General features: G+C 66.2%; 15 protein-coding genes and 1 pseudogene. 6 read left to right on the plus strand and 10 right to left on the minus strand.

From position 1 onward, the window contains the following. Both ASC75_RS06695 and ASC75_RS06700 read right to left on the minus strand, forming a co-directional pair. Positions 1 to 990: pseudogene (locus ASC75_RS06695) on the minus strand (deoxyribose-phosphate aldolase); the annotation flags it as partial. Between the two features lie 221 nt (positions 991 to 1,211). Next, positions 1,212 to 2,039, minus strand: coding sequence for a ferredoxin--NADP reductase (locus tag ASC75_RS06700; RefSeq protein ID WP_055972034.1), 828 nt, complete (start codon positions 2,037 to 2,039; stop codon positions 1,212 to 1,214). A gap of 186 nt (positions 2,040 to 2,225) precedes the next feature. On the opposite strand from ASC75_RS06700, the gene ASC75_RS06705 reads away from it, so the two are divergent. Together ASC75_RS06705 and ASC75_RS06710 are read left to right on the plus strand one after the other, a co-directional pair. Further along, positions 2,226 to 4,301 carry a hydantoinase/oxoprolinase family protein gene (locus ASC75_RS06705; RefSeq protein ID WP_055972037.1) on the plus strand — a complete coding sequence of 692 codons (2,076 nt, stop codon included), beginning with the start codon at positions 2,226 to 2,228 and terminating at the stop codon, positions 4,299 to 4,301. A gap of 178 nt (positions 4,302 to 4,479) precedes the next feature. Continuing rightward, complete coding sequence (locus tag ASC75_RS06710; protein WP_055972040.1) at positions 4,480 to 6,213, plus strand: hydantoinase B/oxoprolinase family protein; 1,734 nt, start codon at positions 4,480 to 4,482, stop codon at positions 6,211 to 6,213. Positions 6,214 to 6,484: 271 nt separating this feature from the next. On the opposite strand, the gene ASC75_RS06715 is transcribed toward ASC75_RS06710, so the two are convergent. The 6 genes from ASC75_RS06715 to ASC75_RS06740 all read right to left on the minus strand — a co-directional run bounded on the left by ASC75_RS06715 (position 6,485) and on the right by ASC75_RS06740 (position 12,773). Further along, positions 6,485 to 7,483 carry an ABC transporter ATP-binding protein gene (locus ASC75_RS06715; RefSeq protein ID WP_055972043.1) on the minus strand — a complete coding sequence of 333 codons (999 nt, stop codon included), beginning with the start codon at positions 7,481 to 7,483 and terminating at the stop codon, positions 6,485 to 6,487. A 16-nt stretch (positions 7,484 to 7,499) separates the two neighbouring features. Further along, positions 7,500 to 8,564 carry a Gfo/Idh/MocA family oxidoreductase gene (locus tag ASC75_RS06720; protein WP_055972046.1) on the minus strand — a complete coding sequence of 355 codons (1,065 nt, stop codon included), beginning with the start codon at positions 8,562 to 8,564 and terminating at the stop codon, positions 7,500 to 7,502. After that, complete coding sequence (locus ASC75_RS06725) at positions 8,561 to 9,400, minus strand: carbohydrate ABC transporter permease (protein ID WP_055972049.1); 840 nt, start codon at positions 9,398 to 9,400, stop codon at positions 8,561 to 8,563. Before ASC75_RS06725 ends, ASC75_RS06720 begins: the two co-directional genes overlap by 4 nt. A gap of 7 nt (positions 9,401 to 9,407) precedes the next feature. Continuing rightward, a complete protein-coding gene (locus tag ASC75_RS06730) occupies positions 9,408 to 10,349 on the minus strand; it encodes a sugar ABC transporter permease (RefSeq protein WP_055972052.1) in 942 nt (313 codons plus the stop codon). Positions 10,350 to 10,565: 216 nt separating this feature from the next. Next, complete coding sequence (locus ASC75_RS06735; protein ID WP_055972348.1) at positions 10,566 to 11,825, minus strand: ABC transporter substrate-binding protein; 1,260 nt, start codon at positions 11,823 to 11,825, stop codon at positions 10,566 to 10,568. A 33-nt stretch (positions 11,826 to 11,858) separates the two neighbouring features. After that, positions 11,859 to 12,773, minus strand: coding sequence for an N-acetylmuramic acid 6-phosphate etherase (locus tag ASC75_RS06740; RefSeq protein ID WP_055972055.1), 915 nt, complete (start codon positions 12,771 to 12,773; stop codon positions 11,859 to 11,861). A 197-nt stretch (positions 12,774 to 12,970) separates the two neighbouring features. Between ASC75_RS06740 and ASC75_RS06745 the strand changes: the two genes are divergently transcribed. The 4 genes from ASC75_RS06745 to nagA are packed head-to-tail and all read left to right on the plus strand — an operon-like array spanning position 12,971 to position 16,812. Continuing rightward, positions 12,971 to 13,852 carry an N-acetylglucosamine kinase gene (locus ASC75_RS06745; protein WP_055972058.1) on the plus strand — a complete coding sequence of 294 codons (882 nt, stop codon included), beginning with the start codon at positions 12,971 to 12,973 and terminating at the stop codon, positions 13,850 to 13,852. Continuing rightward, positions 13,845 to 14,633, plus strand: coding sequence for a GntR family transcriptional regulator (locus ASC75_RS06750; protein ID WP_055972061.1), 789 nt, complete (start codon positions 13,845 to 13,847; stop codon positions 14,631 to 14,633). Before ASC75_RS06745 ends, ASC75_RS06750 begins: the two co-directional genes overlap by 8 nt. 14 nt (positions 14,634 to 14,647) lie before the next feature. Then, positions 14,648 to 15,658 carry an SIS domain-containing protein gene (locus ASC75_RS06755; protein WP_055972064.1) on the plus strand — a complete coding sequence of 337 codons (1,011 nt, stop codon included), beginning with the start codon at positions 14,648 to 14,650 and terminating at the stop codon, positions 15,656 to 15,658. Next, positions 15,655 to 16,812 carry an N-acetylglucosamine-6-phosphate deacetylase gene (nagA, locus tag ASC75_RS06760; protein WP_055972067.1) on the plus strand — a complete coding sequence of 386 codons (1,158 nt, stop codon included), beginning with the start codon at positions 15,655 to 15,657 and terminating at the stop codon, positions 16,810 to 16,812. The genes ASC75_RS06755 and nagA overlap by 4 nt, the downstream gene beginning before the upstream one ends. A gap of 210 nt (positions 16,813 to 17,022) precedes the next feature. Here nagA and rpe read toward each other — a convergent pair whose 3' ends face one another. After that, a complete protein-coding gene (gene rpe / locus ASC75_RS06765; RefSeq protein WP_055972070.1) occupies positions 17,023 to 17,697 on the minus strand; it encodes a ribulose-phosphate 3-epimerase in 675 nt (224 codons plus the stop codon). 156 nt (positions 17,698 to 17,853) lie between these two features. Then, on the minus strand, positions 17,854 to 20,997 hold the full coding sequence (locus ASC75_RS06770; RefSeq protein ID WP_055972073.1) for a hypothetical protein: 3,144 nt from the start codon (positions 20,995 to 20,997) through the stop codon (positions 17,854 to 17,856). Positions 20,998 to 21,005: the final 8 nt, after the last annotated feature.

The raw sequence follows: 21,005 nt of genomic DNA on the forward strand, positions 1-21,005 counted from the left end.
AGCACCAGCCAGTCGAGCGAGACTTTTGCGGTCGAGATGCCGCCGGCCGGCTTGAAGCCGATGAGATAACCGGTCTGCTCGTGATAGGCGCGGATGGCGCGGACCATCGCCAGACCCACCGGCAGCGTCGCGTTGACGCTTTCCTTGCCGGTCGAGGTCTTGATGAAGTCCGCCCCCGCCATCATCGCCACCATCGAGGCCAGCGTGACGTTGCGCAGCGTCGCCAGATCGCCGGTGCCCAAGATGACCTTGAGATGGGCCTCGCCGCAGGCAGCGCGCATCTGCCTGATCTCGTCATGGAGCTCCTGCCACTTCGCCCCGAACACCAGCCCGCGTGGAATGACGACGTCGATCTCGTCGGCACCGTCGGCGACCGACGCCTCGATCTCGGCAAGACGCGTCGACAGCGGCGCCAGGCCATGCGGAAAGGCCGTCGACACCGCAGCGACATGGACGCCCGAGCCCTTCACCACTTCCACGGCAGTGGCGACGAACGGGTGGTAGACCATGCGGAAAGGCCGTCGACACCGCAGCGACATGGACGCCCGAGCCCTTCACCACTTCCACGGCAGTGGCGACGAACGGGTGGTAGACGCAGACCGCCGCCGGCCGGATGATCGTCTCGCCCAGCCCCAGCGCCTCGACAAGATCGCGCCGCAGCGGGTTCAGCGCCTTGGCGCACAACCTGCGCACGCGCTCGTCGGTGTCGTTGGAGTTCAGCGTCGTCAGGTCCATCAGCGAGATCGACCGCAACAGCCACGCCGCCTGGTTGTCCGCCTTGATCGAGCGCCGCCTGGTCAGCGTGCCGACCCGACGCTCAAGTGCGGAACGGTTCACGCAACGCATCGATTCCAGAAAACCAAGATCAAGCGCCATGCCCGGATTGCGCACGATGGCGTGCGTCTCCGCCGCATTCGCCGCCTGCCGGGACGGCAGGGGCATGACAGTTGCCGAGGACTGTGTTTCGGCTTCGCGTGGCTTGCCGCTCATCTGACTGCCTTTCCTCCGGACGCCCTGCAGCGTGACACTCGTCGCGGGGCAACATCTCAGGCGCCGCTTGGCGCGGCGCGACGAAGAATAGCCCGCGGAGCGACGCTCCACGAGCCCCCGAAGCCGGAAGATAGACGAAAAAGCCGAAAGGGTGCAGCGCTGTCGTTGACCGGACGGTCACGGCGTCGGACCGGTCGCCGGCCCGACGAAATCAACAAGCGTCAGCCGACGAAGGCGCGCTCGACGACGAAGGTGCCCGGCTCGTTGAGCGAGCCTTCGACGAAGCCGAGGCTCTCGGCGAGTTCCTTGACGTCCTTCAGCATGTGCATCGAACCGCAGATCATGATGCGGTCGGTTTCGGGATCGAGCTTGTCGATGCCGAGGTCGCTGTGGAACTTGCCCGACGAGATCAGCGCGGTGATGCGGCCCATGCGCTCGGATTCCTCGCGCGTCGTCGAATTGTAGAGCGTCACGCGGCCATGCGTCAGCTCGCCGATCAGCGGATCGTTTTCGAGATTGGCGACGAGTTCCTGCCCGTAGGCCAGTTCGGCGACGTCGCGGCAGGTGTGGGTCAGCACGACCTGCTCGTAGCGTTCATAGGTGTCGGGGTCGCGCAGCAGGCTGGCGAAAGGCGCGATGCCAGTGCCGGTCGAGATCATGAACAGGCGCTTGCCCGGGGTCAGCGCGTCGAGCACCAGCGTGCCGGTCGACTTCTGGCGCATCAGCACGGTGTCGCCGGGCTCGATCTTCTGCAGCTCGGAGGTCAGCGGACCATCCGGCACCTTGATCGAGAAGAATTCGAGCTCGTCGTCCCAGGAGGGGCTAGCCACCGAATAGGCGCGGTAGACCGGCTTCTCGGCATTGGGCAGGCCGATCATGACGAATTCGCCCGAGCGGAAGCGCAGCGACTGCGGCCGGGTGATGCGGAAAGAGAAGAGGCGATCCGTGTAATGCTTCACCGAAACCACAGTTTCGGCATAGACATTGGCAGGGATGGGGAACTGAAGCGGCTTTGCGTCGGCCGTCTTCAGCGCTGCTGCAGTGTTCATCGATCAAACCTCTCGCCCGGCGCGGGCGGCGTTTTGGGACCGGCGCGCTGCGGAAATACAGGCAAATAGTGGGGCCTTGTTCGCCTTATTAATTAGTATACAAATGATATGAGCGTCAAGATTGTGGCATAAAACGCCTTTCTAAACTGGCACATGATCGTAGTCCGGGCTTTTCGGGATTAGTCCATGGACGAGAATATTCCCGCAAAGGCGGGAAATGTCGTGGCGGGGATCGACGTGGGCGGGACCTTCACCGACCTGCTTCTGGTCGACGGCGCGAACGGCGGCGCGGTCCGCATCGCCAAGACGCCGACGACGGTCGAGAACCAGGCCCACGGCGTCATCGCCGCGCTCGACGAGACAGGGTTTCCCATCGCCGGTATCGACCTCATCGTCCACGGCACGACGACCACCACCAATGCCGTGCTGGAACGACGGCTGGCAAAGACCGGCATGATCACGACCCGCGGCTTTCGCGACGTGATCGAGCTCGGGCGCCGCACCCGGCCGCAGCCCTATGGCATGACCGGCAGCTTCGTGCCCGTCATCCCGCGCAACCTCAGGCTCGAGGTCGGCGAGCGCGTCGAGGCCTCGGGGCGCGTGCGCGAACCGCTCGACGAGGACGGCGTGCGGTCAGCGGTGCGCGAGCTGATCGATGCCGGCTGCGAAGCGCTGGTGATCCACTTCCTGCATGCCTATGCCAACCCGGAACACGAGCGCCGCGCCGCCGAGATCGCCGCCGAGACCTGGCCGAACGGCCACATCACGACCGGCCACTCGCTGCTGTCGGAAGCGCGCGAGTTCGAGCGCGGCGTCACCGCCTCCGTCAATGCCGCCGTCCAGCCGATCCTGGAACGTTACGTCGGGCGTCTGCGCGACGAGCTGTCGAGCCGGGGCTATGGCCGCGATTTCCTGATCATGAACGGCAATGGCGGCATGATCTCCGCCCGCTTCGTCACCCGCGAGGCCGCCAAGACCGTGATGTCGGGCCCGGCCTCGGGCGTCATCGCCGCCGCCTATACCGGCCGGCGCGCCGGCTTCGAAAATCTCGTCACCTACGACATGGGCGGCACCTCGACCGACGTGGCGCTGATCCTCGGGGCGGAGCCGGCGGTGTCGAACGAGATCGAGATCGAATATGCGATGCCGATCCATGTACCGATGGTGGCCGTGCACACGGTGGGCGCCGGCGGCGGCTCGATCGCGCGGGTCGATGCCTCCGGGCTGATCCAGGTCGGCCCGGAAAGTGCCGGCGCCAATCCCGGGCCGATCTGCTATGGCCGCGGCGGCACCGAGCCGACGATTACCGACGCCAATCTGGTGCTCGGGCGGCTCGACCCGAAGAAGCTGCTCGCCGTCGACACCCCGGTTACGGTGGGAACCGTGCGCAATATCTTCGAAGACAGGATCGGCAAGGCGACCGGGCTCGACGGGGCTGCCGCCGCCGGGGCGGTGCTGCGGCTCGGCAACATCAGGATGGCGGGCGCCATCCGCATGGTGTCGGTGTCGCGCGGCCACGACCCGCGCGACTTCACGCTGTTTGCCTTCGGCGGCGCGGGACCGCTGCATGCGTCGGCGCTGGCACGCGAACTCGGCCTGCCGCGCGTGCTGGTGCCGGCGCGGCCGGGCATCACCAATGCGCTCGGCTGCGTCGTCGCCGATTTGCGCCACGACTTCGTCAACACGGTCAATCAGCCGGTGGCGACGCTTGACGAAAAGCACGCGCGCGACGTTCTGGCGCGACATCGCGCCGAAGGCGAGGCGCTGATCGCCAAGGAAGCGATCCGGCCGCGAAGCCTCCGCGTCGGCCATTCCGCCGACATGCAGTTCGTCGGGCAGACGCACCTCATCAAGGTGCTGCTGCCATCGGCCGAGGTCGACCGCGCGACGCTGCAGGGTCTATTCGAGAAGGCCTATTTCGCCCGCTTCAAGGTCGAACTGCCGGAAATCCGCGCCAATCTCGTCAACCTCAACACCTCCGTGACCGGAGTTCGGCCCGACATCGACCTCAGCCGGCTGATCGATCCGGCAGGACGGGCGGCGACGCTTGCGGGGGCGCTGCGCGAAGTCAGGCCGGTGTGGTTCGACGGCGGCTGGCGCGACACGCCGATCTATCTCAGGGAGAAGCTGCCGCTCGACGCCGTGATCGACGGGCCGGCCATCCTCGAGCAGATGGACGCAACGACGGTGCTGGAGCCCAGCGACCGGGCGCGGTCGGATAGGGATGGGAACATTGTCGTGGAGGTGGGGAAATGCGTATGAAGTCCCCCTCTCCGTCTCGCTTCGCTCGCCACCTCTCCCCCGCTCCGCGGGGGCGAGGAACCCAAGGTGGAAAAGCGCTGGCGCCAAAGCTGCGATTCCTCTCCCCCGGGCAGGGGGAGAGGTGGTTTGCGCAGCAAACCGGTGAGGGGGTGCTTCAAGCACCCTGCGAAGTCGCAGCATGACCCTCGACGCCATCACCCTGTCCGTCATCCAGGCCGCCCTGCAGCAGACCTGCGACGAGATGGACCTGACCTTTTCGCGCGCGGCGTTCTCGCCCGTCATCGCCGAGGCCAACGACCGTTCCGACGGCATCTACTCCGCCGTCGACGGGTCGCTGATCGCGCAAGGGTCGCAAGGCCTGCCGGTGTTCGTCGGCGTGATGCAGCACTCGACCAGGACCATCATCGAGATGATCGCCGACGGGCGCGTGCTGCCGCCCGAGCCGGGCGACGTCTATGTCGTCAACGACCCCTATCTCGGCGGCACGCATCTGATGGACGTGCGCTTCGCCATGCCGGTTTGGCGCGCCGGAAAGATCTTCTGCTGGCTGTCCAACACTGGCCACTGGCCCGACATCGGCGGCGCGGTGCCGGGCGGGTTTTCCGCCTCGGCGACGGCGGTCGAGCAGGAGGGCCTGCGCCTGCCGCCGGTCAAGCTGTTCAAGAAGGGCGTGATGGACCCCGAGATCTACGCCATCATCTGCTCCAACATCCGGGTCGCCGACCAGCGCATCGGCGATATTCGCGCCCAGGCCGCGGCCCTGCATGTCGGGCAGGACCGGCTGGTGCAGATCCTGGATCGTTACGGCGACGAAACCGTCGTCGAGGCCATCGCCGAGCTGCGCCGGCGTGCGGCTGAACAGATGCGGGCACATATCGCTGCGCTGCCTGACGGCACTTACTTGTCGAAAGCGTTCGTCGATTCCGACGGCGTGGTCGATGCGCTGCTGATCATCGCGCTGTCGGTCGAAAAGGCCGGCGACACGCTGACATTCGACTTCACCGGTTCGTCCAAACCCTGCGCCGGGCCTATGAACAGCGTGCTGGCGACGACGCTGTCGGCGGTCTATCTCGCCATGCGCCACATCTTTCCCGACGTGCCGATCAGCGCCGGCGCCTTCGAGCCTCTCGTCGTCAGGCGCCCCGAAGGCACCTTCCTCGATGCGCGCTATCCGCGACCGGTGTCGGGCTGCGCGGCGGAGGTTTCCCAGCGCATCGCCGAAGCGGTGTTCGCGGCGATGGTGCAGGCCGCGCCTGACAAGGTGACGGCGGCACCGGCAGGATCGAGCGGCAATTTCGCGCTCGGCGGCAACGACCCGGCCCGCGGCCGCGACTATGTCATGTACCAGATCTCGGGCGGCGGCTATGGCGGCAATTCGGGCCATGACGGGCTGTCGAACGGCTGCTCGACCATCGGCATCTCGAAGTCGCCGCCGGTCGAGATCATGGAGCAGGCCTATCCGGTGCTCTATCGCCGATACGCCCTGCGCGAGGCCTCGGGCGGCGCCGGCAGGCAGCGCGGCGGTTTCGGTCTCGCCTACGAGATCGAGCTGTTGCGCGGCGAGGCGCGCGCGTCCTTCGTCATGGACCATGGTCGCGTCGGCCCGCAGGGCGCGCTGGGCGGCAAGGATGGTGCGGTGAACACGGTCACTGTGTTTCGAGACGGCCGGCCGCATGTGCCGCCGCATCTATCGAAAGAACAGGACATTCCGCTCAAGGCCGGCGACCGGGTGCTCGTCGGCACGCCCGGCGGCGGCGGCTATGGCGATCCGTTTTTACGCGACCCGGAATTGGTGCTGCGCGATGTCGGGCTGGGATACTACACCCGCGAGCAGGCGGCGGAAATGTTTGGAGTGGTCATCGGAGATGGCGGCGTGGATGCCGCGGAGACGGATCGGTTGAGGCGACGCTGAAGGCCCCAATTGCCCCCTCATCCCCTCCAGTGACAGGGCGCGACGCGCCCCCTCGCCCCGTTCTTCACGGGGAGAGGTAAGGGTGAGGGGCAATCTTCCAGCGCTTGCGCTGCCCCTCATCTGCCTGCCGGCATCTTCTCCGCGTGAAGAACGGGGAGAAGAACAATCAACCGTGAAGGCGCCCATCATGCCGACGGATTGCTCGCTTCGGCGAAACGAGCCCCGGCAGCCACTCGAGCCGTTGACGGCTACATGCCTGACCCAATCGGCCTCAGCCCAGCGCCTTGCCGTCTTCGCCAAAGCGATAGGTCCGCGCCACGTCGGGCGTGGCGTAGAGCGTGGCACCGGGGCCGGTCTGGTACTCGCCGAACAGACGGATGGTGACCAGTCCGGCCTTCTCCGTTTCGAGGAAGACATTGGTGTCGGCGCCGAGGTGCTCGGCGTGGATGACCGTGCCCTTCCAGGCGCCGGCGGTGTCGCTGACGGCGATGTGCTCGGGGCGGACGCCGACGGTCTTGGCGGTCTCTCCCAACCTGGCGCCGTCGATGAAGTTCATCTTGGGCGAACCGATGAAGCCTGCGACGAACAGGTTCGCCGGCTTGTTGTAGAGCTCCATCGGCGCGCCGACCTGCTCGACGCGGCCGGCATTGAGCACGACGATGCGGTCGGCGAGCGTCATTGCCTCGACCTGGTCGTGGGTGACGTAGATCATCGTCGACTTCAGCCGGTTGTGCAGCTGGGCGATCTCCAGGCGCGTGTTGACGCGCAGCGCCGCATCAAGGTTCGACAGCGGCTCGTCGAACAGGAACAGCTTCGGTTCGCGCACCAGAGCGCGGCCGATGGCGACGCGCTGGCGCTGGCCGCCGGAGAGCTCGGCCGGGCGGCGCTTGAGGTAGGGTTCGAGCGACAGCATGGCCGAGGACGCGGCGATGCGCTGGTCGATCTCGGCGGCCGGCGTACCTGCCTGCTTGAGGCCAAGGCTCATATTGTCGCGCACGGTCAGATGCGGATAGAGCGCGTAGGTCTGGAACACCATGGCGATGCCGCGCTTGGACGGCGGCGCGTTGGTGACCTTTTGGCCGTCGATCAGAACGTCGCCCGACGAGGCGTCCTCGAGGCCGGCGATGATGCGCAGCAGCGTCGACTTTCCGCATCCGGACGGGCCGACGAAGACGACGAACTCACCGTCCTTGACGTCGAGGTCGATGCCCTTCAGCACCTCGACGGGGCCGAAGGATTTCTTGACATTTTCGATCTTGAGCGAACCCACGGGCGGTTTCCTGTCTCTAGAGCTTCACGGGGCGGCCGGTGCGGACGCTTTCGTCCGCAGCCAGGCACACGCGCAGCGATTTGACGGCGTCATCCATGTGACGGGTGAGGTCTATGTCCTCGCGGATGGCCTTCAGCACGAAGGCCTGCTCGCGGTCGCAGAGGCCCTGGTGGCCCGGCTCGTCCTTCATCGACAGGTCTTCATCGGCATGGACGAAATTGCCGTCAGCGCCGAGGTCGGCGCGGTGGACGCGGATCATGCTGGTCTTGGTGTGGGAATCGACGTCGTCCGACTTGGTGGCGGCCTCGTTGACGACGATCGAGACGCTGCCCTTGGGCGAGATGACATCCTTCACGAAGAAGGCGGTCTCCGACATCATCGGGCCCCAGCCGGCCTCGTACCAGCCGACGGAGCCGTCGGCGAACAACACCTGCAGGTGACCGTAGTTGTACATCGCCGGGTCGATCTGGTCGGTCATGCGCAGGCCCATGCCGCGCACCTCGACCGGCTCGGCGTCGGTGATCTGGCACATGACGTCGAGATAGTGCACGCCGCAGTCGACGATCGGCGACGTCGTCTTCATCAGCTGCTTGTGGGTGTCCCACTTGTGGCCGGAAGACTGCTGGTTGAGGTTCATGCGGAAGACATAGGGGCCGCCAAGCGCACGCGCCTCGCCGATCAGCCGCATCCAGGACGGGTGATGGCGCAGGATGTAGCCGATCACCAGTTTGCGGCCATTGGCCTTGGCGGCAGCGACCACGCGCTCGGCGTCGGCGACGGTGGTCGCCAGCGGCTTTTCGAGGAAGACGTGGCAACCCGCCTCCAGCGCCATCACCGCATAGTCGGCATGGCTGTCGGAATAGGTGTTGATCGAGGCGACGTCGGGCTTCAGCTCACGGATCGCACCTTCGAACGAACGCTGGATGCCGTAGCCCGACAGTTCGCCGGGCAGCGGCACGTCGGAACGGTTGACCAGTGTGGCGATCTCGAAACCCGGGTTGTTGTGATAGGCCAGCGCATGGCTGCGGCCCATGTTGCCGAGGCCGGCAACGACGACGCGTAGGGGTTTTTCAGTGCTCACTTGACGGCTCCGGAGGTGATGCCGCGGATCAGCTGCCGCGAGAAGAAGAGATAGAGGACCAGCACCGGCAGGATGGCGAGCGACAGCGCTGCCAGCACGGCGTTCCAGTTGGTGACGAACTGGCCGATGAAGACCTGGGCGCCGAGGGTCACGGTCTTCGTCGCCTCGCCCGGTGCCAGGATCAGCGGAAACCACAAATCGTTCCAGATCGGGATCATGGTGAAGACGGCGACGGTCGCCATGGCCGGGCGAACCAGCGGCAGGACGAGGCGGAAGAAGATGCGGTACTCGGAAAGCCCGTCGATGCGTCCGGCATTCTTGAGGTCGTCCGACACCTGCTTCATGAACTCGGAGAGGATGAAGACGGCCAGCGGCAGGCCTTGCGCGGTGTAGACCAGGATCAGCGCGGTCAGCGTGTTGACCAGCCCCGACGCCACCATCAGCTGCAGGATCGCCACCGTGCCGAGGCGGATCGGGATCATGATGCCGAGGGCCAGATAGAGGCCCATAATGGTGTTGCCCTTGAAGCGATATTCCGACAGCGCAAACGCCGCCATGGCGCCGAACAGCAGCACGAAGAACAGCGAGGCGACGGTGACCGTCAGGCTGTTCTGGAAATACTGGATGAAGTCGCCCTGGGCCATGACGGTGGTGTAGCCGACGAGGTCGAAGGTCTCGGCCGTCGGCAGCGTCAGCGGTGAGCGGAAGATGGCGGCGCGCGACTTGAACGAGTTGACGACGATGACGATCACCGGGAACAGTGCGATGACGGTGTAGGTCAGGAGGATCGCGTGTGTGCCGATGGTGCGCGGCAGGGATGTGGCAGCCTTGCTCATGACGCCCTCAGAACTGGTAGCGGCGCAGCCGCGTCTGGATGAGGAAAAGATAGACGCAGACGCCGGTGAGGATGATGAAGAACATCATCGAGGCGATGGTGGCGCCCATGTTGGGATCGCCCGTCTGCAGCTGGAAGCCGAAGAAGGTGCGGTAGAGGAACGTGCCGAGGATGTCGGTGGCGTAGTTCGGCCCGGCCAGCGCGCCCTGCGCCGAGTAGATCAGGTCGAAGGCGTTGAAATTGCCGACAAAGGTCAGGATCGAGATGATGCCGATCGACGGCAGGATCAGCGGCAGCTTGATCTTCCAGAATTGCGAGAAGCCGGTGACGCCGTCGCATTCGGCGGCCTCGATGACCTCGTCGGGGATCGACAGCATGGCGGCATAGATCAGCATCATCGGGATGCCGACGAATTGCCACACCGAGATCAGGCTGAGCGCGGTGAGCGCGTATTCTTCCTTGCCGAGCCAGGGCACGAACAGGCTCTTGAGCCCGACGAGGTCGAGCAGGTTGGGTGCGACGCCCCAGAGCGGGCTCAGGATCAGCTTCCAGGCGAAGCCGACGATGACGAAGGACAGGATGGTCGGGATGAAGATCGCCGTGCGGTAGAAGGCGGAGAAACGCAGCTTCGGGCTCGACAGCAGCGCGGCAAGCAGGATGCCGATCGGATTCTGCACCAGCATGTGGATGATGAAGAACCAGGTGTTGTTGCCGAGCGCGTTCCAGAACGACGCCGACCAGCGCGGGTCGCCGAACAGGGTGCGGAAATTGTCGAAGCCGGTGAAGACCTGGACGTTGTCGACGCTGCGGAACAGCGAGAGCTGCAACGTGCCGAACAGCGGCAGGATCATCACGGCGGTATAGACCAGGAGGGCCGGCGCGAGGAAGACGGCAATGTGCCAACGCGTCGGTCTCTTGTCCTGGCTATGCTCTAGGCTTTGCTCCGACATCTCATATTCCCTGGTCCGGCCGCGGCGGGCCGTTGATGGTGATAGCGAGGATGGACCCCAGCGGGCTTCCCGCCAATGGCTGTCGGAAGCAGTAGCGCATCTTTGTACGCCGACGTTCAACCCCTGATTTCGAGTCCGCGAGGTTCGAATGTTCGAGGGGTGGGAGAGCGCCGCCGAAGCGGCGCCCTCCCGAGCGAGCATCAAGCCCGCCGCATCTTACTTAGCCGGCTTGTACCAGCTGTCGAGTCCCTTCTGCAGCTCGGCAGCAGCGGCTTCCGGGGTCTCCGTGCCGTTGATGACGTTGGCCGACTTGACCCAGGTCTCGTTTTCGAGGTTCGGCGTGCCGCGCGACAGGACCTGATAGGTCGAGCGGATCGTCGGCTTGCACTTCTCGCGCCAGGAGACGAATTCCTGGGCCAACGGATCTTCCATCTTCACGGCAGCCGAATTCAGGCTGAAGAAGCCCGGCAGCGCGTTGGCATAGATGGTCGCGAAGTCGGGCGAAGCCACCCAAGTCAGGAAGGTCTTGGCAGCGTCGGCGTTCTTGCTCTTGGCGTTGAGGCCGATGCCGATGTCGTTGTGGTCGGAGATGTAGCAGGTGTCGCCGGCCTTCTGGACCGGCGGCGGGAAGGCGCCCATCTTGAACTGCGCCTGGGTGTTGAACACCGAGATCTCCCACGAGCCGGCCGGGAAGATCGCAGCGCGGCCAAGCGTGAAGAGGTTCTGGCTGTCGGGATAGCTCTGTGCCTCGAAGCCGTCGCCGAGGTAAGGCTTCCACTTGGCGAGAGTCGTGTAAGGCGCAACCCAGTCGGCGTCGGTCAGCTTCTGCTCGCCCTTGATGAGCGCCAGGCGGCCTTCCTCGCCCTTCCAGTAGTTCGGGCCGATGTTCTGGTAGCCCATGGTCGCGGCTTCCCAGAGATCCTTGGTGCCCATCGCCATCGGGATGTAGGTGCCGTCGGCCTTGATCTTGTCGAGGGCGGCGAAGAATTCTTCTTCGGTCGCCGGCGGCGTGATGCCGAGCTTGTCGAAGGCTTCCTTGTTGTAGATGAAGCCGTGGATGACCGAGGCCATCGGCACGCAGAAGCTGGCCTTGCCGTCGTCGGTCTGCCAGGCGGACTTGGCGACGTCGGAGAAGTTCTCCATGCCGGCAAGGCTGGTCAGGTCGGCGAGCTGGCCCTTCTTGAAGAGCTCGAGCGAGGCGTCGAACGGACGGCAGGTGATCAGGTCACCGGCCGAGCCTGCGTCGAGCTTGGCATTGAGGGCCGCGTTGTACTCGGTTGGAGCCGTCGGCGCGAACACGACCTTGATGCCGGGGTTCTTGGCTTCGAACGCCGGAATGAGCTTCTCCTGCCAGATGGCAAGATCGTCGTTACGCCAGCTTTCGATCGTCAGCGTGGTGTCCTGGGCGAGAGCGATCCCGGCGGAGCCGAGGATGCTGGACGCCATCAGAAGTCCAGTAAGCAACCTGTGTTTCATTTCCATTCTCCCTGTTTACGTTCTCTCGGGCCTCTACTGATGAGAGCCTCTGCTCCCCTCGAGCTTCGACAGAGCGGACCTCAGTTTCTGGTCCGCCCCATCCAGAAGTTGGTTTGCCGCCTCCGGGCTTGCCGCGCCCGAGGCCAAAAGGATCGCCACCTTGACCGAGCCGCCGCTCTCTTCGAGCTGGGTCTTGGCGGTTGGCATGTCGCAGCCGGCAATCGCGGAGACGATGCGCGCGGCGCGCTCGTGCAGCTTGATGTTGTCGGCATGGAGATTGACCATGTAGCCGTCATGGACATGGCCGAGATGAATGGCGACGAGCGTCGACATCATGTTGAGCGCGATCTTCTGCGCCGTGCCCGCGCCCATGCGGGTCGAGCCGGCGACGACTTCCGGCGGCGTGGCCAGCAGGACCGAGATGTCGGCGATGTTGAACATCGGCGCGCCGGCATTGTTGGCGACCGCAACGGTCGCGGCACCGCGGCGCCGGGCTTCTTCGAGCGCGCCGATGGCAAAGGGCGTCGAACCGCTGGCCGAGACGGCGATCAGGCAATCGCCGGCATTCAGCCCGGCGGAAGCGACCTCCCTCACGGCCTGCCCGGCATCGTCTTCCGGCGCACCGGCGAGATTGACCAGGCTGTCGGTGCCGCCGGCAAGCAGGATGACGACGCGGTCGCGCGGGATGCCGTAGGTTCCGGGAAGTTCGAGCGCGTCGGCCAGCGCCATCAGGCCTGAACTGCCGGCAGCGGCATAAACGAGGCGCCCGCCGGACGCGAGGCTGCCGGCGATCCTGGCGGCGGCTTCGGCAATTGCGGGGATGGCGGCATGAACGGCAGCGACGGCCTCGACCTGTGCTGCGGCAAGCAGGCGAAGAACGGATTCAGGCGCCTGGACATCTATGCCCCGGGCATCTTTATGCACCGCTTCGGTACGCGTTGGCGCCATTCTGTCTCTCCCTTTCACCGACAATACCAAAAAAATACCACTTGTCCAGCGGCGTTAACAATTTCCTTTGCTGCAATGCAAGGCAGAACGAAAATCCTATAAAATTCAACAGAAAGCGACCGCCCGACCGGAAGGCGGAATTTAACACTTGGCTATTGGTATTTTATTGGTATTATCAAACCCGAGGAGAAAACGCCGTGGATCTTGTGCTCGGGATAGATGGTGGCGGCACCGGCTGCCGGGCCGCACTGGCCACCGCGACTGGCGACATTCTGGGTCGCGGGCGGGGCGGACCCGCCAATATCCGCACCGACCTCGCAGGCGCCTGTGCCAACATCGTCGACGCCGCCCGCCTGGCATTTGCCGATGCCAGCCGTGATCCCGATCTGATCGGCAAGGCCGATGCCGTGCTTGGCCTCGCCGGCGCCAATGTCGGCGACTACAAGCAGCGGCTCGAAGCGATGCTGCCGTTCCGGAACAGCCGCATCGAAAACGACTCGCTGATCTCGCTCGAAGGCGCGCTCGGCGACCATGACGGCGCCATCGCGGCGCTTGGCACCGGAACCGTCTACCTGGGACGCCAGAAGGGACAGTTCCGCCCGCTCGGCGGCTGGGGCTTCCAGATCGGTGACCTCGGCAGCGGCGCGCGCATCGGCCGCGACCTGCTGCAGGAAACCCTGCTGGTGCATGACAAGATCCATGCCGGCTCGCCCCTGACCGGCATCATTCTCGAGCGCTTCAACAACGACCCCAGCGAGATCGTCGAATTCACCACGACAGCCAAGCCCGCCGACTACGGCGCATTCGCGCCGATGGTGTTCGAGCACGCCGCGAAAGGCGACTTTGTCGGCCAGAAGCTGGTCGAGCGCGCCGTCGCCGACGTCGAGGAAACGCTCGCAGTCTTCGACCTGTCGCCGACCGAGCGGCTGTGCCTGCTCGGCGGGCTCGCCGGTCTCTATGCGCCGCTGCTGTCGCGGCGCTACCGGACGATCATGCATCCGCCGCTGCAGGACGCCCTCGGCGGCGCGGTGGCCATGGCGGTCAGGGTATTCGGCAAGACGGGAGGCGGCCATGGATGATGCCGCCGAGCGGATTTTCGCAGCCCTGCGCGACGTCAGCCAGAGCGGCGCGCCGCTCTATCTGCAGCTCAAGAAGAACATCGAGGATGCCGTCAGGCGCGGGCTGATCGGCCCCGGCGACGCCCTGCCCTCGGAACGCGACATCGCGGCCCAGGCCGACATTTCCCGCGTCACCGTGCGCAAGGCAGTGCAGGACCTGGTCAAGTCCGGCGTGCTGGTGCAGCGCCATGGCTCAGGCACCTTTGTTGCGCCGCGCATGGAGCGGGTCGAGCAGTCGCTGTCGCGGCTGACCTCGTTCACCGAAGACATGGCCCGGCGCGGCATGGCGGCACGCTCGCAATGGCTGGAACGCGGTGTCTATCCGCCCTCTCCCGACGAGATGATGGTGCTGGGCCTGTCGGCGAGCGAGCTCGTGTCGCGGCTGAGCCGCCTGCGCATCGCCGACGAGACACCGCTGGCGATCGAACGCGCGGCAATCTCGGCTTCGGTGCTGCCCGACCCTCGCGAAGTCACGTCCTCGCTCTATGTGGCATTGGGCAAGACCGGCCACCGGCCGGTGCGCGCCGTGCAGCGCATCTCGGCGGTCAATCTCGGCGGCGCCGAGGCCAAGCTCTTGGTCGTTCCGGAAGGCTCGGCCTGCCTGCAGATCGAGCGCATCTCATACCTTGCCAGCGGCAAGGTGATCGAGTTCACCAAGTCGATCTATCGTGGCGACGCCTATGATTTCGTCGCCGAACTAAGGCTACCCGGCCCGGATGGGCAAGAAGGAGACATCGCTTGAACGCGACAACGCACATGCGGCGCGAAATCGCCGAAATCCCCGAGGCGACAGCCCGCCTGCTCGAAGGTTCGGCGACGGAACTGGCCGAGACCGGCGCGCATCTCAAGCGCGCGGCACCGCGCTTCGTCACCACGGTGGCGCGCGGCTCGTCCGACCATGCGGCGTCGTTCCTCAAATATGCCATCGAGCTCAACACCGGCCTTCCCGTCGCGTCCATCGGCCCGTCGATCTCGTCGATCTACGGCGCCAGGCTCAAGCTCGCCGACTCGGCCTGCCTTGCCATCTCGCAGTCGGGCAAGAGCCCCGACATCGTCGCCATGGCGGAAGGCGCCCGCGCAGGCGGCGCGCTGACCATCGCGCTGACCAACACCGCCGGCTCGCCGTTGGCCGAGGCGTCCGACCACGCCATCGACATCCGCGCGGGCGTCGAGAAGAGCGTCGCGGCGACCAAGACCTTCGTCAACTCGGCGGTGGCAGGCCTCGCCGTGCTCGCCAACTGGACCGGCGACGACAAGCTGCTCACGGCGCTCGAGGCCCTGCCGGAGCATTTCGCCAAGGCGGTCGACTGCGACTGGATGGACATTGCCGGAGACCTGACCGATGGCAACTCGCTGTTCATCCTCGGCCGCGGCCCCTCCTTCGCCATCGCCAACGAGGCGGCGCTGAAGTTCAAGGAAACCTGCGCCATGCATGCCGAGTCCTACAGCGCGGCTGAAGTCATGCACGGCCCGCTGGCGCTGGTGCGGCCCGGCTTCCCGGTGCTGGCGCTCGCCGCCCGCGACGCCTCGGAGGCTTCGATCGCGGACGCCGCCGACGGGCTCGCCGGGCGCGGCGCCGCCATCCACATCACCTCGTCGATGGCGAAGAAGGCCAAGGTCCTGCCGCATGTCGCCACCGGCCACCCGCTGACCGACCCGCTGATGTTGATCGCCTCGTTCTACGGCTTCGTCGAGGCCTTTGCCCGCCACCGCGGGCTCGACCCCGACAGCCCGCCCAATCTCAGGAAAGTGACCGAAACGATATGAGCGATCGCTTTGCGATAGCGGCTGCCCGCATCTTCGACGGCGAGGCGTGGCATGACGACGCCGCGCTCGTCGTCGCCGACGGGCTGGTCGAGGGCGTCGTCCGGCGCGATGCCGTGCCGGCCGGCATTGCGGTGACGGAAGGCGGCGCCATGCTCGTGCCCGGCTTCATCGACCTGCAGGTCAATGGCGGCGGCGGGCTGATGCTCAACGACAAGCCCGACGCCGAGACGCTGGCGACGATCTGCAAGGCGCAGATGCCGTTCGGCACGACGGCGGTGCTGCCGACGCTGATCACCGACACCCGCGAGATCACCCGGGCCACCATCGCGGCGGGTGCGGAGGCCGTGGCGCGCAAGATGCCCGGCTTTCTCGGCCTGCACCTCGAGGGCCCGCATCTGTCGCTCAGCCGCAAGGGCGCGCACGATCCCAGGCTGATCCGCCCGATGGACGGCGACGACGAGGCCGCATTGATCGCCGCGCGCAAGACGATGCCGGTGCTGCTGACTACCGTGGCGCCGGAATCGGTGACGGCAGAGCAGGTCAAGACGCTGGCCGCTGCCGGCGTCGTCGTCAGCCTCGGCCACACCGACACCAGCTACCGTACGGCCAAGCAATATGCCGAGGCAGGCGCCACCATGGCGACGCACCTGTTCAACGCGATGAGCCAGATCGGCAATCGCGAGCCCGGGCTCGTCGGCGCCGCGGTCGACATTTCCACCTTCTCGGCCGGGCTGATCGCCGACGGCGTCCACGTCGACCCGGCAGCGATGGCCATCGCGCTCAGGGCCAAGAACGGCCCGGCGCGCATCTTCCTGGTCACCGACGCGATGGCGACCATCGGCACCGACCTCAAATCGTTCACGCTCAACGGCCGCACCATCAAGCGCGAGAACGGCCGCCTGACGCTGGAGGACGGCACGCTTGCCGGCGCCGACCTCGACATGATCTCGGCCATCCGCTTCATGCACGAAAAGATCGGCTACGACCTCGGCGAGGCGATCCGCATGGCCTCGCTCTATCCGGCCGAGGCCGTCGGTCAGGACAAGCGCCTGGGACGGCTCGCGAGGGGTTTTGCCGCCAACGCCGTGCAACTGACAGACGCCCTCGACGTGTCGGGCACCTGGATCGACGGCAACAAGGTGTTCTCGGCTTAAGACAGGGAGTGGGGAGAAGCCCCTTCGCCGTGCCACCTCTCCCCACCGGGTGGGGGCGAGGAAGCCGACCTGATCCAGCGTTGGAGCCGCCCCTCATCCGCCTGCCGGCACCTTCTCCCCGTAATGACGGGGAGAAGGGACAAGCGGCTACGTTGACGCCCCCTCTCCCCGTTCTTCACGGGGAGAGGGTAAGGGTGAGGGGCAAATTCTCTAGATCGCAGCCTTGTCCGCGGCAACCCGGATCGCCTCGATGTTCGCGGCATAGGCCGACGGCCCGCCCTTGAACACGGCGTTGCCGGCGACCAGCACATTGGCACCTGCCGCGGTGACCAGCGGCGCGGTCTCGGGGGTCACGCCACCGTCGATCTCGATGTCGATCGGGCGGTTGCCGATCATCGCCTTGACGCGCTTGACCTTGTCGATGACGGCCGGGATGAAGGCCTGGCCGCCGAAGCCCGGGTTGACCGTCATCAGCAGCACCAGGTCGAGCCGGTCGAGCACGTATTCGATCACCGATTCCGGCGTCGACGGGTTGAGCGACACGCCGGCCTTCTTGCCGAGATTGCGGATCGTCTGCAACGAGCGGTCGAGATGCGGGCCGGCCTCGGCATGCACGGTGATGATGTCACAGCCGGCGTCCGCAAAGGCCGCCAGATACGGATCGGCAGGCTGGATCATCAGGTGGCAATCGAACACCTTGTCGGTGCGGTCGCGGATCGCCTTGATGACGGGCGGGCCGAAGGTGATGTTGGGGACGAAATGGCCGTCCATGACGTCGAGATGGATCCAGTCGGCGCCGGCGGCGACGATGGCCTCGACCTCGTCGCCGAGCTTGGAGAAGTCGGACGACAGCACCGACGGCGCGATCAGGGTCTTGTTGCTCACGTTCAGGCCTTTCGAAAGGGGCAGAGCCGGTTTTCCGGACTGCCTAATATCAGCCGCCGCCCTTGTCGAGCCGAGAATTCCGTCACATCGCCGCTTATCCTGAAAAAGCAGAACCCCGCCGGCGAGGCCGGCGGGGTTCCATCGCGTTCGCTCCGATCACTGCGGAATGATGTTGTTGTTGCTTGGCCGCTGAGGCTGCCTCTGCGGGATCAGGCCACGGAACACATCCGGGTTGATCGGCATGATCTCGAACGTCGGACGCTGGCGCGGGCGGCAGTTCGGATACTGCCCGACCGTGCCGCGCGGGCATTCACGCTCGATGGTCATGCACTGGCCGTTGACCAGCACCTCGCCACGACGGCAGACGGTGTCCTGGCGGTCGGGCACGCAGCGGCCGCGGACGAGGTTGGTCCCTGCCGGGCACTCGACCTGCGCCTTGCGGCATGCGCCGCGGACCAGCTGCGTCCCGCGCGGGCAGATGCAACGCCCGTCCTGGGTCCGGATCTGGCCGGGCAGCAGCTTGCACTGGCGCACCGGCGGCTGGTCCTTGACGCAGCGGCCGTTCCTCAGCTCGGTGCCACGCGGGCAGATGCAGCGTCCGTCCTGCGTCCGGATCTGCCCCGGAAGCAACTTGCACTGACGCACCGGCGGCTGTTCCGGCCGCACGCACTTGCCGTTCGACAGTTCCGTGCCGCGCGGACAGATGCAGCGCCCGTCCTCGGTCCGGATCTGGCCCGGCAGCAGCCGGCATTGCGGCTTGACCGGCGGAACCGGCGTCACCGTGCCGCTATCGGCCACGCACTGGCCGTTGCGGAACGTCGTGCCTTCGGGGCAGACGCAGCGCCCTGCCTGGTTCAGCACCAGGCCTTCCGAGCATTGCGGCTTGTCCTCGTGGTCGATCAGGAAGCGGTGGCAGGCATAGGGGCTGCCGCCAAGGCCGCCCGGAACCGCAGCGCCGCCAGCCAAGTCGAGCCCGCGAACCGGCGTGTCGGGCGGAAGCACGGCGACGCAGTTTTGGGCCGGCGCGGGCTTCGGGAGATTGGCGAGGCGGCCATCGTCCGGGATCACCACCGTCACCCTGTGCACGCGGCTTTCGCCGGCGCCGAGGCTGATGTTGGTGACGCAGGACAGCGGCAGCGTCGCCGGTTCGGGCGTGCAGCCGAAGGGCGGTTCGATCGAGCTGATCGCAACGCCGCCCAGCCGGCCGAGCCCGTCCACGCCGATGGCATCGCCGATGCGGACCGAGCCGTTGAAGGCCGCCGTGCCGCTGTTGGTGATGGTGATCTCGAACGTGCAGGGCTGGCCGGTCTCGCACTGCCGGTCGCCGGTCTTGGCAACCGTCAGCCGCGGACGCTCCGGATGCGGGATGCGCATCGTGGCGCAGGCCTGGTTGTTGGTGAGCACCGCCTCGCCCGGAATCGCCCGCACCTCGCCGCAGTTGCGGATCGTGTCGGACGGATAGTCCGCCGGCACGATGGCGACCACGGAAAGCGGCACCGACGCACCCGGCACGAGTGCCACGCCCGGATGGTCGCAACGGAACTGGCCGGGACCGGCAGGACCGCAGGCCCAGGGCGGGGTCGGGCCGAAGGTCGAGGACGCCGGCGCTCCCGTGGGATAGTCGTCGATCACGGTCAGCGGGCCGACATAGTTTTCGGTACCGTTGTTGTAGACGCGGATCAGGAAGCTGCAGACGCCGTCGGCGCTGCAGGAAACCGAACGCGGGTCCTTGGTGATGCGCAGGTCGACCTTCTTTTCCACGGGCGGACGGCAATCGGGGTCGCCGCGCCTGCAGATCGGGATCGTGGCGCAGGCCTTGTCGTTGTCGGTGCGGCCGAACACCTCGGGCTTGCCGCTCGCCGTGTAGTCGTATTCGGCGCAGTTGCGGATGAAGCGTGCCTCCCAGCCGGGCCCGGGCTTGAAGCCGATCTTGAGATCGACCGACTCGCCGGGATCGAGCGTCGTCGCGGGATGCTCGCAACTCATCGGGCTGGTTGCCGGCAGACAGGTCCAGGGCGCATTGGGCCCGGAATCGATCGTCGCGTTGCCGGGCAATGTCACCTCGTCGAGCACGATCTTGCCGTTGTAGGGGCCGTCGCCGACATTGGTGACGCGGATAGTGAAGTTGCAGCCGCCAAGCACCGTGCAGCGGGCGACGTCGGCGCGCTTCTCGACCTTGATGTCCGGCTGTTTCTCGGGCGGGCACCTGAGATCGGGCGGGATGACGATGTCGACCGTCTGGGTGCAGCACAGGCCGACGCCTCCTTCCGGACCGGCATAGGTCTCGATGCCGGTGACGATCAGATGGACGGCATCGCCAGGGCCCGCGCCCTCGATCTCCCAGTGCAGCACGCCGCCGCCGGGCGGGACGAGTTGCATCGGCGGATCGATGGTGATGCCGGGCGTGGTGGTGCGCAGTTGCACCCAGCGGCCGGCCATCTCGGGTCCGACAGGCATGTTGTAGATGTAGGCGCCGCCACCGGGCACGCAGTCGACATCGCCGGTCTCGACCTTGAAGCATGCCTCCTTGTCGTCCGGGGGAGGCGGCTCGCAGTCGGTGACGTCGATGCGGATCTGGGTCTTCTCGCCGGTGCGGAAATCGCCGTCGTCGGGCTTGGCCGGATCGTGCGAGGGGATCTCGATCGAGCCGGGGCCGGCCGACAGCTTGACGAAGCCCTGGTTGTCTATGACCGCGGGCGCCGGGAAGGCGGCGTGGTCGATCAGGGCGGTGATGCGGATGTCGATGTAGCGTTCGTTGGGTGCGCCAACCCCATCGAGATCGGTCGCCGACAGACGGAAATCGGCAATGGTCGCCGTGTCGTTGGGGTTGGTCGTCGTGCCGATGGCGGCTGCCGGCAGCGGACCGCCGACGGCATCGGTGCCGTCGCCGGAAGCCTGGACGTTGACGATGGTCAGGCCGGCGGCAACCTGGTCGCGGAAATCCATCCGTAAGGTCTTGAGGCCGTTGGCGAAGGCCGGATCGAAGAACTTTTCCGGATTGCCACGGGCACCGAAGCGCAGATTATAGACGACATAGTCGCAATTGCGCTGGACACCCTTCTTGGTGAAGAACGGCACGACGTCGTCATGTCCGGGATGCGGCAGGACGCGGTCGAGCCTCAGTTCGGGCACGATTTCGGGCAACGGCTGGGCGGCTGCCGGCGACAGGGGCATGGCGGCGAGCGCGATCCCTGCCGCCACCAGCCAGCGCGCGCCGCGCCTGGCAAATGACAGGGGTTTCATGATCGTCTCCATGACGGTTGCCTTGCTGTGGCGCGGGACGGGAGCGTGGATGTTCATCTCTCCCT

The organism is Aminobacter sp. DSM 101952 (assembly GCF_001424795.1).
Classification (GTDB): Bacteria; Pseudomonadota; Alphaproteobacteria; order Rhizobiales; family Rhizobiaceae; genus Aminobacter; species Aminobacter aganoensis.